The organism is Halopiger thermotolerans, from assembly GCF_054654555.1.
Genome location: NZ_BAAIEU010000002.1, coordinates 34,341 through 54,775, shown reverse-complemented (window position 1 = coordinate 54,775; position 20,435 = coordinate 34,341). Strand labels below are relative to the sequence as shown.

Here is a 20,435-nt window from a genome sequence, read left to right as displayed (position 1 = left end):
TATCACGAAAGCCGTCCCAAGAACACTTCGATGGCTGGGCCGATTCCCGAACTCGAGGAGCCGGCGACCCGCTGTGCGCGACGGCTGTGCGAGGCCGATCGCGTCCTCTTGGCGTCGCACATCGACGCCGACGGACTGACCAGCGCCGCGATCGCCGCACAGGCCTTAGAGCGCGCGGCGATCCCCTTCGAGACGGTCTTCGAGAAGCAACTCGACGCGGACGCCGTCGCTTCGATTGCGGCGACCGACTACGACACCGTCCTCTTTACCGACTTCGGGAGCGGCCAACTCGATATCATCGGCGACCACGAGGACGCGGGCGATTTCACGCCCGTCATCGCTGACCACCACCAGCCCGCCGACCGCGAAACCGAGTACCACCTCAATCCGCTCCTGTTCGGGATCGACGGCGCCTCGGAGCTGTCGGGCGCCGGCGCGAGCTACGTGCTCGCGCGGGCGCTCGCCGAGGAGGCCGATCAGTCGGTCGCGGCGGACGGCGGCGCCGTCTCGACGGAGTCAGGAACGCCCGCGCGCGCCGACAACCGCGACCTCGCGGCCCTCGCGGTCGTCGGCGCCGTCGGCGACATGCAGGCCTCCGGCGGCGAACTCCACGGCGCGAACGAGCAGATCGTCGCCGAGGGCGTCGACGCCGGCGTCCTCGAGACCGGCAAGGACCTCGCGCTCTATGGAAAGCAGACCCGGCCGCTCCCGAAACTGCTCGAGTACGCCACCGACGTCCGCATTCCGGGTATTTCGAACGACGAAGCCGGCGCCCTGCAGTTCCTCGAGGACCTCGACCTCGAGTTGAAACGGGACGGCGAGTGGCGCCGGTGGGCCGACCTCTCGAACGAGGAAAAGCGGACCGTCGCCAGCGCGCTCGTCAAGCGAGCCGTCTCGCGGGGAGTTCCCGCGACGAAGATCGAGAGCCTCGTCGGCACCGCCTACGTCCTCTGCGAGGAGCCCGTCGGCACCGAACTGCGCGACGCCAGCGAGTTCTCGACGCTGCTGAACGCGACCGCCCGCTACGAGCGGGCCGACGTCGGCCTCGGGGTCTGTCTCGGCGACCGCGAGGGCGCGCTCGAGCGGGCCCGGACCCTCCTGCGAAACCACCGGCGGAACCTCTCGGAGGGGATCGACCTCGTCACGCGGGAGGGCGTGACTCACGAGGATAACGTCCAGTGGTTCCACGCGGGCGACCGCATCCGCGAGACGATCGTCGGCATCGTCGCGGGGATGGCGATGGGCAACGAGGGGATCAGCCGCTCGAAGCCGATCGTCGCCTTCGCGCAGAAAAACGACGAGGAGGTCAAGGTCTCGGCGCGCGGGACCCACTCGCTCGTCCGCAAGGGGCTGGATCTCTCGGTCGTAATGGGCGAGGCCTCCCGGGCCGTCGACGGCGACGGCGGCGGTCACGACGTCGCGGCCGGAGCGACCGTCCCGATCGGTCGCGAGGAGGAGTTCGTCGAACTGGCCGACGACATCGTCGGCGAACAGCTGTCCTGAGCCGAGCGACGCCTCCCGCGGGCGACCGCGACTTACGAACGAGACCGTGAGCGAGAGCGCTCCATCGACGACGGCACCGTCGGCACGAGCGGCGCGTGGGAGGTCACCACGAAGGTTCCCTTCCGGACCGCCCCCTTCGCGTACTGGACGGCGCTCTTGCGGATCGGCGTTCGTTTCCCGCGGATCTGAGTCCGCCCGTCGAGGATGGCCTCGACGAGTTCGTCGCCGTCGATGTCGGCGCGGGTCGGGTTCTCGGCGCTCGGCGTCACGAGCACCTCGGTGTAGGCCTTGCCGACGTTGGGTAGGTAGTGGGCGTCGCTGGCGCCGATCTCGGGGTAGTCGCGGCGACGGGCAAAGGTTCTCGCGCGGCGGTTCCGGTAGCCGGTAAAGAGCATCGAGTTGTAGGTCTCGATGGCGTCGACGTCCTCGACGTGGCGTTTTCGAATGCCGTGGCGACTGCGCTGGAACGGATGGGGGACGATCGCGACGCCGCCGAGGTCGCGAACTGCCTGGACGGTCTCCGTGACCGGCTGGCCGGGCTCGGGACGTTCCTCGACGCCGATCGCCAGCAGGTGGCCGTGTTTCGTCGAGACCTCGACCCCCGGAATGCCGATCAACCCGTACTCGGGGGCCAGTTCGGCGGCCCGCAGCGACTCACTGATCTCGTCGTGGTCGGTGATGACGACCCCGTCGAGACCGATGTCCGCCGCGTGCTCGAGGATGAGTTCGACGGGTTCGTGGCCGTCGTAGGAATCGTCGGAGTGGACGTGAAAATCGATGTGGAACGGAATCTGGGTCGTCATAGGGGCGGGGAGATACGGCTAATAGCCCGTTGGACAGCATAAACGCTGTGTTGCCGACCGGGAAGCGACGATCGATTTGGTATATCGTAATGTGATTTATACTGCATTCGAACGCCGTCAACGTAGCCGCCGACCGATCGTGACTCGAGGAGGCTACGCGGCGAGGATCGGGACACGGTCGACGAAAACGGACTGTAGAGTCGCCACGTCGGTTCTGACGGAAACCTATCGACATACCCCGCTTCTTAGGCCCGCCTAAAATCCAGTAGACTTATCTTCCTTTAGGTTGGCCTAAATCATGAGCGAGGCGCGATCCGAAAGCGAACTCGCCGGTTCGAAGGCGATTGCTGCGCGGATCGCGACGAACGGGTCCAGATCCGACTCGAACGCCACAGGAACCCAGTACCATGGTCGGAACGACACTGCGAGAGATACGCGAGCAGATCGAACAGTTAGCGAGCGACAGCGGCGAGTACTACGTCGTCTGCGCTCGGTCCGGCGAGCGGCCGGTTCCCGTCGCGGGCAAGCGGTTTCCCACCCGCGAAGCCGCGGTCGAGGCCGTGCGAGCGACCGAGCAGTACCGGGCCGCGCTGCGTCGGTACGACCCGCAGCTCCCGTTTTACGATCCAGTCGTCTGTCAGGAGGGACAGGACCCGGCGACCGATCGGGCGCCGCCCGTCTCGAGCGGCGCCGAGTCGGCCGACGGCCGCTCGCGGGACGTGACCGACCGCGGGCGACAGCCGCTGATCGGCTTCTGCCACGACGTCTCGGGGGCCGTCTTCGAGGCGCTCTCGGCGCGCGACCACGCCGCCGCCGAGAGCGCGATCATGGACACGTACCTCGCCGCCGCGGAGGCCGTGACCGACCCGGACGCCCTCTGTCTGGTGTTGCTCGAGAGCATGGCGACGGAACTGGAGCGCCACCTCGCGCCGAGCGAGCGCGTCGGCGTGCTCGAGGCGGCGGCGCGGAACCTGTCGCCGGTACAGGTGTCGGCGGCCGAGGCCGAGATCGAGGACCCGGTCGAAGCGAGCCTCGAGCACTTACACTCGCTGTCGCTGATCTCCGAGTACGGGGTCGTTCGCCGCCCGCTCGAGGCCGGCGGCGACGCCTGGGTCGTCTACCTGCGCGGGTACGCGATGGAGAGCAGCGAGCGGCGGTTTCCGACGCTTCCGATCGGGATCGACCTGCTCCGGCGGACGGCGGCAGCGGACGCGGGAACGAAAACGAAAGCGGAACCGAAACCGGAACCCGATCGCCGCCCGCCGCTCGGGGTCAGCGAGGCGAACGCGCTCGGCGACGACGACTGGCGCCTCGTGTTGACGACCGACGCGGCGGCGGACGGGCTGATCTGCGTCGCGGAGGGGACCGAACCGTGACCGCCGAGACCGACGACACGGCGGCGACGACGACGGACGTCCACCGCGCGCTCGAGTGCGTCGCCGAACAGCGGGCGACGGTCGCGGACCGGATCGACGCGTTCGAGACGTTCGCCGCTCGCGTCCGCGAACTGCCGGCGGGACCCGCCGCGACGGCGGCCGGCCCGGTCGCACAGGCGACGCCGACGGCGATGACGTCGCGGGTCGCCGGGGCGGGGCCGACGCCGGACCCCTGCGCCGTCGTCCGGCAGACGTTCCTCGAGACGATCGTCCCCAACACCACCGTCGAGATCGACGGCGAGGAGTCGGTCATTCGGGCGCTCGCGGCGGAGTTCTCGCGGGACATCGCGGTCGCGCTGACGACGAACGCGACCTGGACCGCGGAGCTGAAAACCGCCGTCGTCGAGGCGGCGACGACGCGGCGGCTGGAAGCCAAGCGACTGCAGGCGGCCCTCGAGACCGAAGCCGAGCGCCTCGAGGCGCTCATCGACGACCTCGATCCGATCGTCGCGTGGCTTCGATCGACCGCCTCGGAGTCGCTGCAGCAGTACGGGTTCGACGAGTTGCGGGCGAAACACGACCGGCTCGAGGGGTTTTGCGACCGGCTGACGACGGTCCTCGAGGAGCGACAGAGGCGGTTACAGGAGCCGGTTCGTGACGCCGACGACGTGCCGTACCGAACGCTCGTGGAAGCGGTGTACGCGTCGTTCGATTCCCGGTATCCGGTTCTCGCGACGCTCACGCGCCTGTACCGGGTCTGCCGGGAGTGTCAACGAACGGTTCGCGACCACCTGGTTCGACGGGCGTGACGCAGACGGTGGTCGGTCGTCAGTGCGGCGGTAAAAACGGCGAAGCGGCGCCGTTACGTCACGCTTCGTCGGCGTCGGCGGCGGCGGTTCTCGAGCGGTCGTCCGGGACGAGCGCCGGGAGCGAGACGCGCTCGAGGATCGCGGAGACGTCGAACGGATCCTCGATCGACTCGGCCATGGCGTGGACCTCGCGCATGCTCTTTAGCAGGCCCTCGACGGCGGCGCGTCTGGTCGAGACGCGGCCGATGGCCTCCGAGACGGATCGATCGCGCAGCGAGTACCGATAGCGCAGTTCCCAGCAGTAACCGAGCCCGAGCCGAGGATGACAGCGGTCGGTCGTGGTTCGGTCCGCGACGAGTTCGATCGGCGGCTGGCAGTATCGATAGGCGAACCGCCCGTCGCGGAGTTCTGCGGCGCCCCATCCCGGCGGTAACGCTTCCGACGGAATGGGTCGCTGATCGATGGACATGTGATTCGTATTAACGGTTGGGCCGGGGGTGTTCGTTCCGCTTGCGTACGCAGTCAGGTTTGTAGGCGGTCGGTACCGATTCAACGGGTCGAAGTGTCTTGGTAACGAATCCCTAACGGTCGTCGCGGCGGCGATTCGCCGCGACCGATCGTCCGACTTTTGTCGTCGCTCGCGGTGTATTCCGGTATGGCCGACTTCGACCCCGAGAAGTTCGAAGACAAGTACGCCAACTACTTCCCGGAACTCCAGCAGGCGTACAAGAACGCGTTCAACCGGATGAACGACCGCTACGACTCCGAACTGGTCCACGCGATCGACCAGCAGGTCCTGAACGAGAGCGAACCATTCTACGAGGGCGACGGCGAGTTCCGCGTAGAGCTCCCCGACGACCCGTACGATCGGATTTCCGGCGTTCTCGTCGAGGAGGAACGGTTCGAGGAGGTCCTCGAGAACCACGTCGAGGAGATCGAGACGGAGCTTCGACGAGTGTTCGACTTCGAGTGAGGCGGCGTCGAGCCCGAACGGGCGGACGACCCGGCGGCGATCGCGGCGGCTCGAACGGCCGTCGCGGCGGCTCTCGCGGCCGTTTCGCTCGACCGGCGAACGGGTAGGACGGAAGGTTTAGGGGGACTCACGCCCAAGGGCTCTCTATGAGCACCGAAACCCAGGACGGAGACGACCTCGAAGAGCGCGTCGCGAACTTCCTGCGACGCAACTTCCCGCAGATCCAGATGCACGGCGGCAGCGCGGCGATTCAGGACCTGGACCGCGAGAGCGGCGAGGTCTCGATCGCGCTGGGCGGCGCCTGCAGCGGTTGTGGCATCTCACCGATGACGATTCAGGCGATCAAGAGCCGCATGGTCAAGGAGATTCCGGAGATCGAGCAGGTCAACGCCCACACCGGCATGGACGGTGGCGGTGGCGACATGGGCGGCGGCATGGAGCCGTCGTTCCCCGGCGAAACCGTCGACGACGACGGCGAGCCCGACGAAGGCCCCGAAGCGCCGTTCTAAGTCGTCTCCGGACGCTATCCGTTTCGTTGTTTTTCGCGAGTAGCGCCTCGTCCGCGAGCCGACGGCCCGGTCAGCGCAGGTTCCGGCCGCGCTCCCACGTTCGAACGAGCGCCGCCAGCGTTCGGTTCGTCGGGGCCTCGAGCCCCTCCTCGGCCGCTCGATCGACCACGGCGCCGTTTATCGCGTCGATTTCGGTCCGGCGGTCGGACTCGAGGTCCCGGCGCATCGACGACGCGTTCGCGGCGGTCGTCTCGGCGACCCGCTCCATCGCGGCGACCGCCTCGCGGTTCGACAGCCGGACGTCGCAGGCTCGAGCGACGCGGGCCGCCTCCCGCGTCGCCGCTCGCGCCACGTCGTTCGCCGGCGCCTCGAGCACGGCGCCGTTACTCGTCGCCGTAAGCGCCGTTACCGCGTTGATGCCGGCGTTAACGGCGACTTTCTTCCACAGCCGGCGCGGCATGTCCGTCGCGACCGTCGTCTCGAGTCCCGCCGCCGTAAACGCCGCACCGATTCGATCGGCGACCGGCGATTCGCCGCCATCGCGAGCGCCGAGGGCGATCTCGCCGACGCCGGTGCAGGCGACCCGACCCGGCCCGCGGTACAGCGCACCGTAGGTCGCCGTGCCGGCGAGTACGGGCGTCGGACCGCCGAGGCGGCTCGCGAGGAGCGCCTCGTTCCCTAGCCCGTTCTGGAGGGAGAGCACGGCGTCGAACGAGCCCGTCGCGAGCGCGTCGGCGGCCGTCCCGGTGTCGAAGGCCTTGACCGCGACGATCGCGAGGTCGGCCTCGCGGTGCCGTCCGTCGGTCGTCGCGGCTGGTCGGACGGTCGTCGGCGTCTCGAGGGGCGCGTCGCCCGTCTCGTCCTCGAGACGGAGCCCTGACTCGCGAACCGCCGTAACGTGATCCTCGCGACCGACAAGCGTGACCTCGTGCTCGCGGGCCAACAGGCCGCCGACGAGACTTCCCAGGCTTCCGGCGCCGAACACGAGCACGTCCATGCCACGAGGTGAACCGAGCGCGGTAAAAACGGTTTTCGTCGCCGTTCGCCCGCCCGGCGAACGGCGTCAGTCCTCGGTCCAGTAGTACAGTTCCTCGCGTTCGGCGCCGCAGTTCGGACACGCGTCCGGAACGTCGTCCTCGAGGCGGCCCATCTCGCCGCACTCCCAGCAGCGCCACATCAGTTCGGCCTCGCCGAAGCGCTGGCCGGAGCGGACGTGTTCGACGCTCAGCCCCTGTATCCCCTCTCGGAGCGAGATGTAGAGGCCGTCCTCGTCGACGCCGCGAATCTGGCCGATTTCGGTGCCGTCCTCGGTGTAGACCGTTGTTCCGAACGTGAGCTGGGGTCGTTCTTCGGCCACGTGAATCACCGCTAGAAAACGAGGTCTCGAGCGATCATAAATCCTAACGTGCTATATAGAATCCGCGAGTTTCCTGAACAGGAGAGAGAACCGGACCGACGGACGCAGGGCTCTCCGCCAGATTTCCGTCGCGATCGCGCCCGCTCGCGTGAGAGACACACGTGGCTCGAGCAGACGCGAAAAAGGCGGCTCGAGCGCCGGTGCGGCAGGGGACTCGAGTGCTGGGGCTCAGTCTTCGGTCCAGTACATCAGGTTCTCCCGTTCGGTGCCGCAGTTCGGGCACTCCTCGGGCAGCCCGTCGTCGATGTCGCCCATCTGGCCGCACTCCATGCAGCGCCACATCAGGTGGGCCTCACCGAACTCGTGACCCGAGCGGGCGTGTTCGACGCTCATCCCTTCGGCGCCCTCGCGGGTCGTGACGAAGAAGCCGCTCTGTTCGAGTCCGCGGACGCGCCCGAGCGCGTTGCCGTCCTCGTCGTAGACCTTCTGTCCCAGGTTGATGTCGTGAACCTCCTCGACGGCCTCCGCGTCGCCCTCCTTCGCCGGTGTCTCGCCAGTTTCGACCATGCCCGAACGTCCGCCGCCAATGCGGATAAAGACACAGCGCGCATTGTGCGAGCGGCCGCTGGCGGGTCCGAGAGCCGAACGAACGCCAGTATGAGATACCGGTCGGGTTACAAACGGTGGCCGGGAGCGCGGTTACCGCGACTGCGGCGATCCGCGCGACTCGGGGGAGGGCAGGCGTTCACACCGTCACCGACCGCGAGCGAGCGAAGCGAGGCGGCACTGCCGCCTCGGAACCGCGACCGGCGCAGCCGTGAGCGGGCCGACGACTGATGTGAGCGAGAGAGCGACGCGAACGAGCGAACGGAAGGAGGTGTACTTGTAATCGAAATTTTGCCGAGAGCCACCCTCGCTGGCCCACAGAGCAAAATTTCGTTCTACATGAAGTCCTCGATCCCGCTTTGCTTGTTCTTGTCGTTCTCGAAAATGCTCTCGAGCGAGCGCTCGAGGACCTCTAAGCGCTGTTTGGTGTAGTCGCGGCAGTCGTACTCCTCGGCGACCTGGATCGCGGTCTGCATGTACTTGTTCACCGACCCCTGGTGGACGGTGAGGTTGACCTGGCCGCCACACTCCCGGCACTCGCCGGTCAGGGGCATCCGGCGGAACTTCTCGCCGCAGTCGAGACACCGGGTTTCCTGGCGCGAGAAGGCCCGCAGGTTGCCGATCAGGTCCGGCAGGAAGTGGTACTCGATGACCCGCTCGGCGACGTCGGTCTCGTCGACGGCCTCGAGCTTCCGCGAGAGCTCGAGCTGGGCGTCCATCTTCTCCATCATCGAGCCCAGCGTCTTGTAGGCGGAGAGGTCGGGCCCCATCGCGATGTCGGTGGTGTCGTGGGTGTGCTCGAAGCCGGTGTACTCGCCGTCCGTGCCGAGCGTTTCTTCGGCGATCTGGATGTCGACCTCCTCGGGATCGGCCTGCTCGCGGGTCGCGAGGTAGAACTCCCGGGGGTACTGCGAGACGATGTCCATGTTGTGGGCTTCGTCGTCGATCTCGGAGGGATCGATGCGGGAGGACATGACGAGCGGGGCGTCCATCTTGCCGCCGCGCTTGTCCGGCAGGAACGACTTACTGAAATTGAGAAGCCCGTCGAGGAGCAACATGACGCAGTCCTCGTCGCCGTCACAGTTGCGCCGTTTCGCAGCGTGGAAGTACGGATGCGCGTATCCGACGGCCGCGCTGGTGAAACCGATCACTCGTCCGACAGTTGCGGCGCTCGTGTGCGGCGCCATGCCGAAGACGAGTTCGCCCACGAGGTCCTGCCGGTCCTCGATCTCGTAGAACGGCTCGAGGCCGTAATATTGCTCGAGGAGGTCGTCGATGAAGTCGGCGGTCTGCATCATGTGCTCGGCGGCGCCGTCCGAGAGGACGATGTCCTGGACCTTGAGTTCGACCAGCTGGTCCTCGTGGGTCAGCGGCTCGCCGTGGATGTCCTCCTCGTACCCCAGCGCCTGGAGTTGGCCGACGTCGACGTCGAGTTCGCTGGCCCGAACTGCCGTCACGGGCAGGTCGGTCATGTCGTAGCGGACGGTGCCGTCCTTGAACGCCGAGACGTCGTGTTTGGCCCGCAGGATCCCCTTCTCGATGGGTTCGGGGATCTTGTTCGTCGAGGACAGCCCCTTGACGCCTTTGAGGATGTCGAAGGCGTTCTCGCGCTCGCCGACCGACTCGAGCGCCGACCGGTACTCCTCGTTGACGTCGATCTCGCGGGTTTCGACGCAGGTTCCCTCGCGCTCGCAGCGGTCGCACTCGACGCGGCCGGCCTCGTCGGGCTCGAGGGAGTCCTCGCAGTCCGGACAGCGGTAGTCTGGCTCGGTGCGGGCGTTGCAGTCGGGACAGCGGTTCTTGAACGTCTCCGTCGCGCAGTCGGGACAGCGCTGGCGGCCGACCTGGACTTCGACGACGCCCGGCGTATCCGACATCGTCTCGGCGTGCTTCGCGGCGTCGGCGACGTTGCGCTGCGTGCCGCCGGCCTCGCCGATCGGGAACAGGGTGTGGACGGCGGGGCTCAGGTCGCGGCTCTCCGATTTTTCGGGCCGACCCATCCGGTTCCCGATTCGGGTGGGTGCGCGCTCGCGAACCTCGAAGGGGGCGACCTCGTTGACCGCCTCGATGGCGTTGTCGCCCGCCTCCTCGTGGCCCCAGGTGCGGGCCCGTTCGGAGAGGTCATCGTCGGTCCACGTGCGCTCGAGTTCGACGGTGGGTTCCTCAGGATCGGATTCGGGCTCGCGTTCCGGCTCCTCGCCGCGACCGTCGGGATCCGGCTCAAGCGCGGCGCCATCGGCGACCGCCTGTCGGGGCTCGCAGCCGACGGTGCGGACGAACGGCCGCCAGTCGTCGATCTCGATGCGGTCCTCGCCCTCGCGTTGGCGGTGCTCGATGACGATCGTCTCGAGGGCGTCGGCGACAGCCTCGTCGTACTCGAGGACGAGGATGCTGTCGTCGCCGTTGCCGTTCACGCTGCCGTCGCCGTCCTCCTCGATCCGCCCCTCGGCGACCGCCGCCGCGAGGTCGCAGAAGGCCTCGACCGAGATGTCGTGCCAGAGGTAGGTGTACTCCGGATGGAGGGGCGCGTCGTACTCGACGGCCCACTCGAGGGCCTCCTCGGGATCGGGGAACTCGAGGTCGATTCGGGGATCGTCCTCCAGCGCCTGGACGTCCGCGCCGGCTTCCTCGAGGTCCTGCACCCACCACTCGTAGGTGTAGGAGGCCGGCGCGAGCGGGTGGTTGTTCTCGACGAACTCGCCGTAGTTGACCAGATACTCCCCGAGATCGAGGATCTTCTCGACGCCGTTTCTGATCTCGAGGGCGTCCTCGGGGTCGTCGATCCGGCGGACGTCGCCGTTGGCGAGTTTGACGGTCGGGCCCTCGATGGAGTCGACGGGGACGACTCCCGCCGCTTTGCCGGGCCGCTCGGTCTTGATCTGGGTCCCGGTCGCGAGGAAGTCGTCGACCAGATGCATCGCGGCGGGGTGGACGCCGGCGGTCGCGAAGCCGTGGTTGCGCGCGCGACCGTAGCGCAGCCGGAAACCACCCTGGGCGCAGGGGTGGGAGAAGACGGGGCGGCCGGCGATCAGGTCCCGGAGGAACTTCTTGGACTCGTCGACGCGCGGGGGTCCCTGCGGCTCGTCGGATTCGGCACCTTCCTCGTCCACATCGGCTTCGTCGGCATCTGCTTCTTCGTCGGCGCCGTCATCGCTCTCGTCGCCGTCGTCGCTTTCCTCGTCGCCTGCATCGTCGTAGTAGGTGCCGTCGATCAGGTCCTGCAGCCACGGCCAGTCGACCTCCTCGAGGTTGCGGGTGTAACGCTGGATCTTCGGCGCTTTGAGGGCGATCCCCTCCGCGAGGACCAGACACATCCCGCCGCGGGCGCTGTTGGTGTCGACCCGCTCCAAGTCGCGGAAGCCGGAGACCTCCTCGTCGCCCGTCGCTTCGCCGTCCAGCATGATCGGCATGTGCTTCGCGATGAACTTCGTCTCCTTGTCCTTGGGCGTGTACTGGAGACCGGTCTCCTTGTCGTAGAGGGCGATCTCCTCGGCGTAGCGCTCGATCTCCTCGTCGCGGGCCTTGTACCCGTCGATCCCCACGAGCGCGCGGGTGTAGTCGGCAACGAGCACCGAGAGGGCCTGCGCGGTACCCCCCGCCGAGCGGATCGGACCGGCGTAGTAGACGTTGACGAACTCCGTCCCGTCGTCGTTCTCGAGGATTTCGACCTTGTCGATCCCCTCGATGGGGGCTGCGACGACCCCCTCGGTCAGCAGGGCGACCGCCGTTCGAACGGCGCCCTCGACCTTCCCCGCCTTGGTCTCGTAGTCGCCGACGCGGCCCTCGGCGAAGTCCTCGGCGAGTTCGAGCGCCGCTTCCTCGCGGGACATTTCGCCCTCGAGTTCGCGGACCCGCTCGGCGACCCCGTCGATCCCGAGGATGTTCTCGACGCGGTCGGCCATGTCCCGCGCGGTCGGAATCTCGACCTCGGGTTCGGGGTCGGCGCCGCGCTCTTTGGCCGTCTCGGCGACCTCGAAGGCCTCGTCGAGGCGGGACTCGAGCGTCTGGAAGTACCGTTCGTCTTCCTCGCGCATGTCAGAGCCAGAGGTCCAGTTCGGTCGTCTCGTCGTATTCGCGCTCGAGGGGCTCCTCGAAGACGCGCATGTGGACCTCGCCGGCCCAGACCGTCCCCTCGTTCAGGTGGCCGGCGTAGGTCGTGCCCTCGTCGTCGGAAAGCACGGCGTGGGTGTGGGCGAACCGGTCGTCCTCCAGCAGGGAGACGTTGCCGACGCAACTGGCCACCTCGAGCGGTTCGTCGAACTCGATGGGGTAGTACTCGCACTCCTCCTGATCGTAGAACCAGAGTTCGGCGTCCTGCACGGCGCCGAGCGCGGTAAACCAGGCCGCGTCGGCCTCGACTTCGTCGGCGAGCGATTCGATCTCGGCCCGCCAGTCGGCCCCCGTCTCGAGGCGGGCGACGTACTCCTCCGCGGTCTCGACGGCGCGGTAGTGCATACTGAATCCGTGTGTTCGGCCGGAAGAAAAAGACCACGGGTCGAGCGTGGTCGTCGGTCGCGTCCTCGAGGTAGATCGACCCCGCGCGGGTCGACGGACGGATCGAGCCGTCAACGCACGATTTTCGCCCACGGTGTACCGTATTGGGCGAATTATCCGGTGGTAAGAACCGATTTGTCCGGTTTACCCTGTCGATACCAAAATAGTATGAGAGGTATCATCAAGCAGGATGGTACTGGACAAGACGACCGTTACGCGACGGCGGCTGCTCGGCTCGGGCGCCGCCGTCTCGGCGGCGCTCATCGCAGGGTGCATCGGTGGCGGCGGCGGCGGAAACGGTGGCGGCGGCGACGGCAGCAACCGGTTCCACTTCACGCAGGAACAATCGCGGGAGGAGCAGTTCGACCCCGTCGTTTCGAACGACGCCTACAGCTTTCAGGTGATACAGCTGGTCTTCGACGGCCTCTACGAGTACGGCGAAGGGCTCGAGCTCCAGCCGAAGCTCGCGGCGGGCGAGCCGACCGTCGAACGGGACGGGACGCGCTATATCTTCGAACTCGAGGAGGGCGCGACGTTTCACAACGGGAACGAGGTGACCGCTACGGACGTGGCCCACTCGTTCACCGCGCCCGTCGAGGAGGAGACGGAGAACGCCTCCGAGTACGACATGATCGAGAGCACCGAGGTCATCGACGACTATCAGCTGCAGGTCGATCTCGGCGACGACCCCTACGGCCCGTTCGAACTCGCGACGATGGGAGTGACGGTGGTGCCGAAGGACGTCCGGACCGAGGACCGCGAGGCGTTCAACAGGGATCCGGTCGGCTCCGGCCCCTTCAAGTTCGCCGAACTCCAGGAGAACGAGTACGTCGAGATCGAACGCAACGAGGACTACTGGGACGAGCCCGTGCCGAACCTCCAGCGCGTTCGGTTCGTGGCCCACGACGACGACGCGGGACGGGTGTCCGACATCCGCGCCGGAAACACCGACGCCATCGCAGGCATTCCGAACGACGACTGGGACGTCCTCGAGAACGAGGAGGGGATCAACCTCCACTCGTCCGAGAGCCCGTCGTTCATGTACATGGCGTTCAACTGCAACGAGGGGCCGACGACCAACCCCGAAGTGCGGCGGGCGATCGCCCACTCGTTCTCGATGTCGGATTTCATCGAGTCCAACGCGGGGAACGTGACCTCGCCGATGTACAGCCCGATTCCTCCCGTCGTCAACGAGGTCTGGGGGTTCCCCCAGGACGAGTACCAGGAGATGTTGCCGAGCTACGACCCCGACGAGGCCCAGGCGCTGCTCGACGAGCACGCGCCCGACGACTTCACGCCGACGATCATCACGCCGGAGGGGATCCGCGCGCAACTGGCCGAGCGGATCGCCACCCGACTGGACTCGATCGGCTACGGCGCCGACGTGCAGGTGCTCGACTTCGCGACGCTCGTGGACACCTACACCTCGGGCAACGCCGACGACTACAACATGTACCTGCTGGGCTGGACCGGCGGCCCCGACCCGGACTTCTACCTCTACCCGCTGTTCCACGAGAGCCAGGCGGGGGTGAATCAGGGTCACTACTACGAGGGTAGCGACGGCTTCCACGAGGCGATCGCGGAGGGACGCAACACCGCCGGCCAGGAGGAACGGTACGACATCTACGAACCCGTCATCCGAGAGATCGTCGAACAACTCCCCGCCCTCCCCGCGTTCACGCAGGACAACACGATGGCCTCCCGCGACTACGTGCAGGACCTCCAGGCCCACCCCGAGGTGACGCGGAACCCGGACCTGGTCGCCGACCACGCGAACGTCTCGATGGAGTGAGACGCTCGCGGAGCGACCCGGCGGCCGCGTCCGCCGTCGTTCGACGCCGACGGGCACACGCTCACGCTCGACCGACCCCGACATGAAACTGCTCAAGTACGCGCTCTTCAGGCTCGCACAGGCGATCCCCGTCCTGATTGGCATCTCCGTCATCACGTTCCTGCTGGCGAATCTGGGGCCGGGCGATCCAGTCAGCCTCATGCTCCAGGGACAGGAGCACGACGAGGAACTGATCAGGGCGATCGAACAACGGTACGGACTCGATCGACCGCTCCACGAGCGGTACGTGACGTACATGGCCGGAATCCTGCGGGGCGACCTCGGCCAGAGCATCTACCACCAGCGCCCGGTCTCGAAGCTGGTGCTCGAGCGGATCGGGCCGACGCTCCTGCTGGTGCTGTCGGCGTACGCGTTCGCGCTCGCGTCGGCGATTCCGCTCGGCATTATCGCCGCCGATCGGCGCAACGAGCCGACCGATCACGTCTCGCGGATCGTCGCCCTGATCGGCGTCAGCACGCCGTCGTTCTGGATCGGCATCGTGCTGATCCTCATCTTCGCGGTCAAGCTCGGCTGGCTCCCCTCGAGCGGGCTGATATACCCGTGGCGGCCGCCGAGCACCTACCCGTCGATCGACGGCCACCTCGAGCTGTACTACCAGTCGCTCAGACACCTGCTGTTGCCGATGATCGCGCTGGGGACCCTGCAGATGGCGACGATCATGCGCGTCGAACGCACGCAGATGATCGAGTCGCTGCAGGGCGAGTACGTCAAGCTGGCGCGGGCCTACGGCGTGCCGGAGCGAACGATCCTGCGAAAGCACGCCTTCAACGTCGCCCAGCTGCCGATCATCACCATCGTCGGACTCAACCTGTCGACGGCGCTTGGCGGCGCGGTGCTGGTCGAGACGGTGTTCAACATCAACGGCATGGGGCGGCTGTTCGTCAACGCGATTTCGCAGAACGACTACCAGCTCGTGATGGGCATCACGATCATCCTCGGCGTGCTGTTCGTGGTCGGCGTCATCATCACCGACATCTCGTACGCGTACGTCGACCCGCGAGTGACCTACGGAGAACGCGAGTAAACGTAAGCATGGCAGTAAGCGAATCCGACTTCGAGAGCAGGGACGCGGCGACCGCCCGCGAGGACGTCGAAGCCCGCGTGGGCTGGCGCCACACCGTCGCGCGGATCAAGCGGGACACGACGGCCCGCTGGGGGCTGTACGTCGTGACGACCGTGTTGTTCGTCGCGGTGTACGCGCTCGTCGACAGCAACCTCTCGACGCTGACCGCCGGCCGCCTGTCTGATTACACATTTGCGCGGGCGCTCCCCATCTTCGACCACCCCACCCGGATCCCGCCGCCCGGCGAGGGCACCGCGCACATGCCGCCGTACTTCCCGCTGGCCGACCAGCCGTGGAACCCGCTGCCGGCCGGCGGCACGCTCGAGCACCCGCTGGGAACCGACCACACCGGCCGGGACTACTTCACGCGGATCGTCTACGGGACGAAGGTGTCGGTGTTCGTCGGGCTGGCCTCGACGTTCATCGGCCTCGCCGGCGGGACGCTCGTCGGCGCCGTCGCCGGCTACTACGGCGGTCGGGTCGACGACGTCCTGATGCGGATCGTCGAGACGATCTACGCGATCCCGCCGCTGATCCTCATCATCGTCTTCACCGTCTTCGTCGGCGGCGCGAACATCTGGTACGCGGTGCTCGGCGTCGGGATCGCGTTCATCCCCGTCTTCGCCCGCATCATCCGGAGCCGCGTCCTGAGCGTCCGCGAGATGGACTACATCGAGGCGGCGCGGGCGGCCGGTGTGAAGGACCGCGAGATCATCCTGCGACACGTCGTCCCGAACAGCTTCGCGCCGGTGCTCGTGTACGCGACGCTGCAGATCGGCGTGACGATCCTCATCGTCGCCGGCCTCTCCTTCCTCGGCTACGGCGCACAGCCGCCGACCCCGGACTGGGGCCAGATGCTCCAGGTCTCCCACGGCTACATGCACTCGAACGTCTGGCTCTCGATCTGGCCGGGGCTGGCGATCATGATCACCATCATGGGCTTCAACCTGTTCGGCGACGGCCTGCAGGACGCCCTCGATCCGCGAATCGACGACTGACAATGAGCTCCGAACCACTCCTCCGCGTCGAGAACCTCAAGACCCAGTTTTTCACCGAAGCCGGTACAGTGCGCGCAGTCGACGGCATCTCCTTCGAGGTCCACGAGGGCGAAATCGTCGGCCTCGTCGGCGAGAGCGGCGCCGGCAAATCGGTCGCCTCGATGAGCCTGCTGCGCCTCGTCGAATCGCCCGGCGAGATCGTCGCCGGCGAGATCACCTACAAGGGCGAGACCATCTTCGGCCTCGAGGAGGGGCCGGACGGCGAGTTGCGCGAGCGCGACGAGATGCTCTCGAACGAGGAGATCCGCACCCGCATCCGGGGCAACGAGATCGCCGTCATCTTCCAGGATCCGATGGAGTCGCTCAACCCCGTCTTCACGGTGGGCGCCCAGCTGCGGGAGTTCATCGAACTCAACCGCGACCTGTCGGAAGACGAGGCCCGCCGCGAGGCGATCGACATGCTCCGCGAGGTCGGCATCCCCGACCCCGAGGAGCGGTACGAGGAGTACCCCCACCAGTTCTCGGGCGGGATGCGCCAGCGTGTGCTGATCGCGATGGCCTTAGCGTGCGAGCCGAGCCTCATCATCGCCGACGAGCCGACGACGGCGCTGGACGTCACCGTCGAGGGCCAGATCATCGATCTCGTCGACGAGCTCCAGTCGAAGTACGGGACCAGCTTCATCTGGGTCACCCACGACATGGGCGTCGTCGCCGAGATCTGCGACCGCGTGAACGTGATGTACCTGGGCGAGATCGTCGAGCAGTCTCCGGTCGACGAGCTCTTTTACGACACGAAACACCCCTACACCGACGCCCTGCTGGACTCGATCCCCCGGCCCGATCGGACCGTCGAGCAACTCGAGCCCATCGAGGGCGTGATGCCGGAGGCCATCAACCCGCCGTCGGGCTGTCGGTTCCACCCGCGCTGTCCCGACGCGCGGGAGGTGTGCCGGCGCGTCCACCCCGAGACCAAGGCGGTCGATCGGGCCGGCGACCACCCCCACCGCGCGGCCTGCGTCAAGCACGACGCCTTCGACGTCGGCTACGAGGAGAGCGTGCCGCTCGAGGGGACGTCGCAGGGGTCCACGGAGGCGGCGAACGCGGCGGACACGGCGGACGCACCGCACGAGAGCGGCGACCGCGCCGGCGGCGGCAGCGTCGACGGGGCCGACGCCCGGGCCGACGGCGACGGCACCGGAACTGGAACCAGAACCGGAGGTGACCGCCGTGAGTAACGTCGGCCGCATTACGGGCGAGACGGACACCGACGTCGCCGAGGGCGAAACCCTGCTCGAGGTCGACGGGCTGACGAAGTACTTCGATCAGGAGTCCGGGCTGTTCGCCGGCCTCTCGATCGACACGGACCAGTTCCCGCCGATCGACGTCAGTCGGGAGCGGGTCAAGGCCGTCGACGACGTGAGCTTCGAGGTGCGGCGCGGCGAGACCCTCGGACTCGTCGGCGAGTCCGGCTGCGGAAAGAGCACCCTCGGCCGGACGATCCTCCGCCTGCTCGAGCCGACCGACGGGACGATCTCGTTCAAGGGCGACGACCTCGCGACGATGAGCGGCGACGAGCTCCGCGAGAAACGGGCGGAGATGCAGATCATCTTCCAGGATCCCCAGTCATCGCTCGACCCCCGGATGAAGGTCGGGCAGATCATCGAGGAGCCGATGCGCGCCCACGGCATGTTGGACGACGAGGGGCGGGAAGCCCGCGCCAGGGACCTGCTCGAGAAGGTCGGGCTGGATCCCCACCACTACAACCGCCACCCCCACGCGTTCTCGGGCGGCCAGCGCCAGCGGGTCAACCTCGCGCGAGCGCTGTCGGTCGATCCGGACTTCATCGTCTGCGACGAACCCGTCTCGGCGCTGGACGTCTCCATCCAGGCGCAGGTGCTGAACACGATGAACCAACTCCAGGAGGAGTTCGGCCTGACCTACCTCTTTATCGCCCACGATCTCTCGGTCATCCGGCACATCTCCGACCGCGTGGCGGTGATGTACCTGGGCAACATCGTCGAACTGGCCGACAAGGAGGAACTGTTCGAGAACCCCCAGCACCCCTATACGGAGGCGCTGCTCGAGTCGATCCCAGTCCCGGACCCGCGAGAGCGAGACGCCCGCGGCGTGCTCGAGGGGGAGGTGCCGAGTCCGGTGAACCCGCCCTCCGGCTGTCGGTTCCGGACGCGGTGTCCGCGCCTGATCGCGCCCGACGAGTTCGAATTGACCGACGAGGAGTGGGCGCACACGCGGGCGTTTATGCGCGCGGTCAAACGCCGGACGTTCGAACCGATGCCGGCCGCCGACCTCGAGCGGGAGTTCTTCGGCGGCGACCCTCCCGGCGGCGAGGCCGGCGAGATCGTCGCGGACGCGATCGAACTGGTGGCGACCGACTCCCATCGGGGCGCCGAGGGGGACGGCACGACTGCGGGATCGTCGGCCGACGGCGAGGCCGCCGACGCCGTCGACTGGGAGACGGCCACCGACCGCCTGCTCGAGGCCTTCGCCGAGCGGAGCATCTGCGCCCGCGAGCGCCCGGCCTACGAGATCGAACCGGAGTACGGATCGGGGACTCACTACGCGGCCTGTCACCTCCACCGCTGACGGACGACCGCACGCTCGCCGTCGGCGCGTCGGCCCGCGACGGGACGCTTGCAGCGACGCCGTGTAGCCGACGAATCTCGAGGGGCCGCGGCCGCGGCCCGTCCGCAGCGCGCTCACCTCGTCCGGGAGCGACCGGTCGCGCTGCCGACCGGTAGCCGGGGCGACAGGTTTTCAGAATCCGTGCGAAGCGTTGACTGATCCGTGAACAACGATTAACTAACGGGATCGATCACTGCAAAATACTTATCCGTGTCCCGCGAGTATTTACTCGTGTATGAGTAAGATCCTCGCTCTGATGGCGACGTACACGCAGACCGGCGCAAAGATTCGACGAACGATCGCGCACTCCCCCGACCTCGGCGACGGCGATGCCGCGAACGACGACAGCCCCTCGGGCCGCATTCCACCGGGCGGAATGCTCACCGGATAACGGGGGCGAAATAGTTGCACGGACCGCGAGCCGACCGCTGCTTTTCGATCGCCCGCGTCGACCGCCTCGCCGGCCGGCCGACGCCGGGTTTCACTTAAGTTCGATAACAGTCGTATCGCTCGGCCGATAGCGATCGGCGCGCGTCGCGACGAACGCCTCGATCTCGTACTCGCCGGGATCGGGAACGATCGATTCGTGCCGGTCGCCAGTTCGCTCGAGTCGCCCGTTCCACGTGACGGTCGCGCACTTTCGCTCGCCGCCGCGGAAGGAGATCGACGACGGCCGGTCCCGAAGGTAGCGTCGCTCGTCGGTCGCCTCGAGTTCGCCGTCGACGCGCCAACCCCACGGCCGCTGGCGCGGCGTCGGCACGTCGACCGGCAGGGGGAGTCGGTTCGCGAACTCGACGGTGATCTCGACGGGCTCGCCGCGCGGGTAGACCGCGCGGTCGGTGGCGACGGAGACGGCGATCGCGCGCCGCGCGAGGGCCGCGGGGACGAGCCGCTCGAGGCCGAACCCGGACGCGAGGGCGTACTTCGACTTGGCGGTCTCGAGGCCGGCGTCGCGGCTCGAGCGTGCTCCCGAACGTGTGTTCGATCGGCCGTCTCGCGGCCGGGAACCGCGCATGTACGGACGCACGATCCCGGGGCCAGTAAAGCTAGCCTCGAGAGCGGCGGCGTCGGTCGCGCGTGATCAGAAAGAGCGCACTCGAGCGGCCGTACGCGATCGATTTCGTTCCTTTCCGACGGCTATCGACTATTGTGACAGCGGCCGGTAATTCGGAACCGAAAGAATAGAGGATCCCCCAACCCCCGTTATCGCCACGCGGTTAGCGTCGGTGCGTCATCGGCCTGCATCGAAAGCCATGCGTCGTCGGCCGAAATGTCGGCGATGACGTACGCATCGCCGTCGCTCGCGTCGGTCGAATCGATCGATCCGACGACGGTTTCGTTCTCCGTCATGGCGTGGGGGTTCGTCGCCATGTATGTTACTGATTCCCACCCACATATAAAGTCGTCGAATCGGACTGTCCGTCTGACGGACCATTCCGCCGGGCGGTC

20 protein-coding genes are annotated in these 20,435 nt (G+C 67.3%); 11 read left to right on the top strand and 9 right to left on the bottom strand.

Annotated features, from left to right (window positions below):
* Positions 1-30: 30 nt before the first annotated feature.
* A complete protein-coding gene (gene recJ / locus ACYQ26_RS02695; RefSeq protein ID WP_459806803.1) occupies positions 31-1,503 on the top strand; it encodes a RecJ family nuclease in 1,473 nt (490 codons plus the stop codon).
* A 32-nt stretch (positions 1,504-1,535) separates the two neighbouring features.
* Here recJ and ACYQ26_RS02690 read toward each other — a convergent pair whose 3' ends face one another.
* Positions 1,536-2,306, bottom strand: a complete 771-nt coding sequence (locus tag ACYQ26_RS02690; RefSeq protein WP_459806801.1) for a CehA/McbA family metallohydrolase — start codon at positions 2,304-2,306, stop codon at positions 1,536-1,538.
* A 407-nt stretch (positions 2,307-2,713) separates the two neighbouring features.
* Between ACYQ26_RS02690 and ACYQ26_RS02685 the strand changes: the two genes are divergently transcribed.
* Both ACYQ26_RS02685 and ACYQ26_RS02680 read left to right on the top strand, forming a co-directional pair.
* Entirely contained in the window at positions 2,714-3,682 is a 969-nt protein-coding gene (locus ACYQ26_RS02685; RefSeq protein ID WP_459806799.1) for a DUF7551 domain-containing protein, read from the top strand.
* Positions 3,679-4,491 (top strand): DUF7260 family protein, encoded by an 813-nt coding sequence (locus ACYQ26_RS02680; protein WP_459806797.1) that lies wholly within the window; start codon positions 3,679-3,681, stop codon positions 4,489-4,491. The genes ACYQ26_RS02685 and ACYQ26_RS02680 overlap by 4 nt, the downstream gene beginning before the upstream one ends.
* Before the next feature lie 58 nt (positions 4,492-4,549).
* Here the strand turns inward: ACYQ26_RS02680 and ACYQ26_RS02675 are convergent, their stop codons facing one another.
* Positions 4,550-4,960, bottom strand: coding sequence for a hypothetical protein (locus tag ACYQ26_RS02675; RefSeq protein ID WP_459806795.1), 411 nt, complete (start codon positions 4,958-4,960; stop codon positions 4,550-4,552).
* Between the two features lie 186 nt (positions 4,961-5,146).
* Here ACYQ26_RS02675 and ACYQ26_RS02670 point away from each other — a divergent pair, with 186 nt between their 5' ends.
* Both ACYQ26_RS02670 and ACYQ26_RS02665 read left to right on the top strand, forming a co-directional pair.
* Positions 5,147-5,464: a DUF5783 family protein gene (locus ACYQ26_RS02670; protein ID WP_459806793.1), complete on the top strand. Its 318-nt coding sequence runs from the start codon at positions 5,147-5,149 to the stop codon at positions 5,462-5,464.
* Positions 5,465-5,610: 146 nt separating this feature from the next.
* On the top strand, positions 5,611-5,973 hold the full coding sequence (locus ACYQ26_RS02665; RefSeq protein WP_459806791.1) for a NifU family protein: 363 nt from the start codon (positions 5,611-5,613) through the stop codon (positions 5,971-5,973).
* Between the two features lie 70 nt (positions 5,974-6,043).
* Here the strand turns inward: ACYQ26_RS02665 and ACYQ26_RS02660 are convergent, their stop codons facing one another.
* The 5 genes from ACYQ26_RS02660 to ACYQ26_RS02640 form a co-directional block, all read right to left on the bottom strand.
* The gene (locus tag ACYQ26_RS02660) at positions 6,044-6,970 is read right to left on the bottom strand and encodes a ketopantoate reductase family protein (RefSeq protein WP_459806789.1); all 927 of its coding nucleotides are present in this window, start codon (positions 6,968-6,970) and stop codon (positions 6,044-6,046) included.
* 66 nt (positions 6,971-7,036) lie between these two features.
* Positions 7,037-7,330, bottom strand: a complete 294-nt coding sequence (locus ACYQ26_RS02655; protein WP_459806787.1) for a DUF7130 family rubredoxin-like protein — start codon at positions 7,328-7,330, stop codon at positions 7,037-7,039.
* 228 nt (positions 7,331-7,558) lie between these two features.
* Entirely contained in the window at positions 7,559-7,897 is a 339-nt protein-coding gene (locus ACYQ26_RS02650) for a DUF7130 family rubredoxin-like protein (protein ID WP_459806784.1), read from the bottom strand.
* Between the two features lie 374 nt (positions 7,898-8,271).
* On the bottom strand, positions 8,272-11,970 hold the full coding sequence (locus ACYQ26_RS02645) for a DNA polymerase II large subunit (protein ID WP_459806782.1): 3,699 nt from the start codon (positions 11,968-11,970) through the stop codon (positions 8,272-8,274).
* Between the two features lies 1 nt (position 11,971).
* Complete coding sequence (locus ACYQ26_RS02640) at positions 11,972-12,391, bottom strand: PPC domain-containing DNA-binding protein (protein WP_459806780.1); 420 nt, start codon at positions 12,389-12,391, stop codon at positions 11,972-11,974.
* Positions 12,392-12,620: 229 nt separating this feature from the next.
* Between ACYQ26_RS02640 and ACYQ26_RS02635 the strand changes: the two genes are divergently transcribed.
* The 6 genes from ACYQ26_RS02635 to ACYQ26_RS02610 all read left to right on the top strand — a co-directional run bounded on the left by ACYQ26_RS02635 (position 12,621) and on the right by ACYQ26_RS02610 (position 19,377).
* The gene (locus tag ACYQ26_RS02635; protein ID WP_459806778.1) at positions 12,621-14,222 is read left to right on the top strand and encodes an ABC transporter substrate-binding protein; all 1,602 of its coding nucleotides are present in this window, start codon (positions 12,621-12,623) and stop codon (positions 14,220-14,222) included.
* A gap of 82 nt (positions 14,223-14,304) precedes the next feature.
* Positions 14,305-15,306, top strand: coding sequence for an ABC transporter permease (locus ACYQ26_RS02630; protein ID WP_459806776.1), 1,002 nt, complete (start codon positions 14,305-14,307; stop codon positions 15,304-15,306).
* An 8-nt stretch (positions 15,307-15,314) separates the two neighbouring features.
* Positions 15,315-16,343, top strand: coding sequence for an ABC transporter permease (locus ACYQ26_RS02625; protein WP_459806774.1), 1,029 nt, complete (start codon positions 15,315-15,317; stop codon positions 16,341-16,343).
* Between the two features lie 2 nt (positions 16,344-16,345).
* The gene (locus ACYQ26_RS02620) at positions 16,346-17,578 is read left to right on the top strand and encodes an ABC transporter ATP-binding protein (protein WP_459806772.1); all 1,233 of its coding nucleotides are present in this window, start codon (positions 16,346-16,348) and stop codon (positions 17,576-17,578) included.
* Positions 17,562-18,947, top strand: a complete 1,386-nt coding sequence (locus ACYQ26_RS02615) for an ABC transporter ATP-binding protein (RefSeq protein ID WP_459806770.1) — start codon at positions 17,562-17,564, stop codon at positions 18,945-18,947. Before ACYQ26_RS02620 ends, ACYQ26_RS02615 begins: the two co-directional genes overlap by 17 nt.
* A gap of 274 nt (positions 18,948-19,221) precedes the next feature.
* Positions 19,222-19,377, top strand: coding sequence for a hypothetical protein (locus ACYQ26_RS02610; RefSeq protein ID WP_459806769.1), 156 nt, complete (start codon positions 19,222-19,224; stop codon positions 19,375-19,377).
* A 90-nt stretch (positions 19,378-19,467) separates the two neighbouring features.
* On the opposite strand, the gene ACYQ26_RS02605 is transcribed toward ACYQ26_RS02610, so the two are convergent.
* Both ACYQ26_RS02605 and ACYQ26_RS02600 read right to left on the bottom strand, forming a co-directional pair.
* The gene (locus ACYQ26_RS02605; RefSeq protein ID WP_459806768.1) at positions 19,468-20,001 is read right to left on the bottom strand and encodes a DUF7974 family protein; all 534 of its coding nucleotides are present in this window, start codon (positions 19,999-20,001) and stop codon (positions 19,468-19,470) included.
* 188 nt (positions 20,002-20,189) lie between these two features.
* Positions 20,190-20,357 carry a DUF7556 family protein gene (locus tag ACYQ26_RS02600; RefSeq protein WP_459806767.1) on the bottom strand — a complete coding sequence of 56 codons (168 nt, stop codon included), beginning with the start codon at positions 20,355-20,357 and terminating at the stop codon, positions 20,190-20,192.
* Between the last annotated feature and the right edge of the window lie 78 nt (positions 20,358-20,435).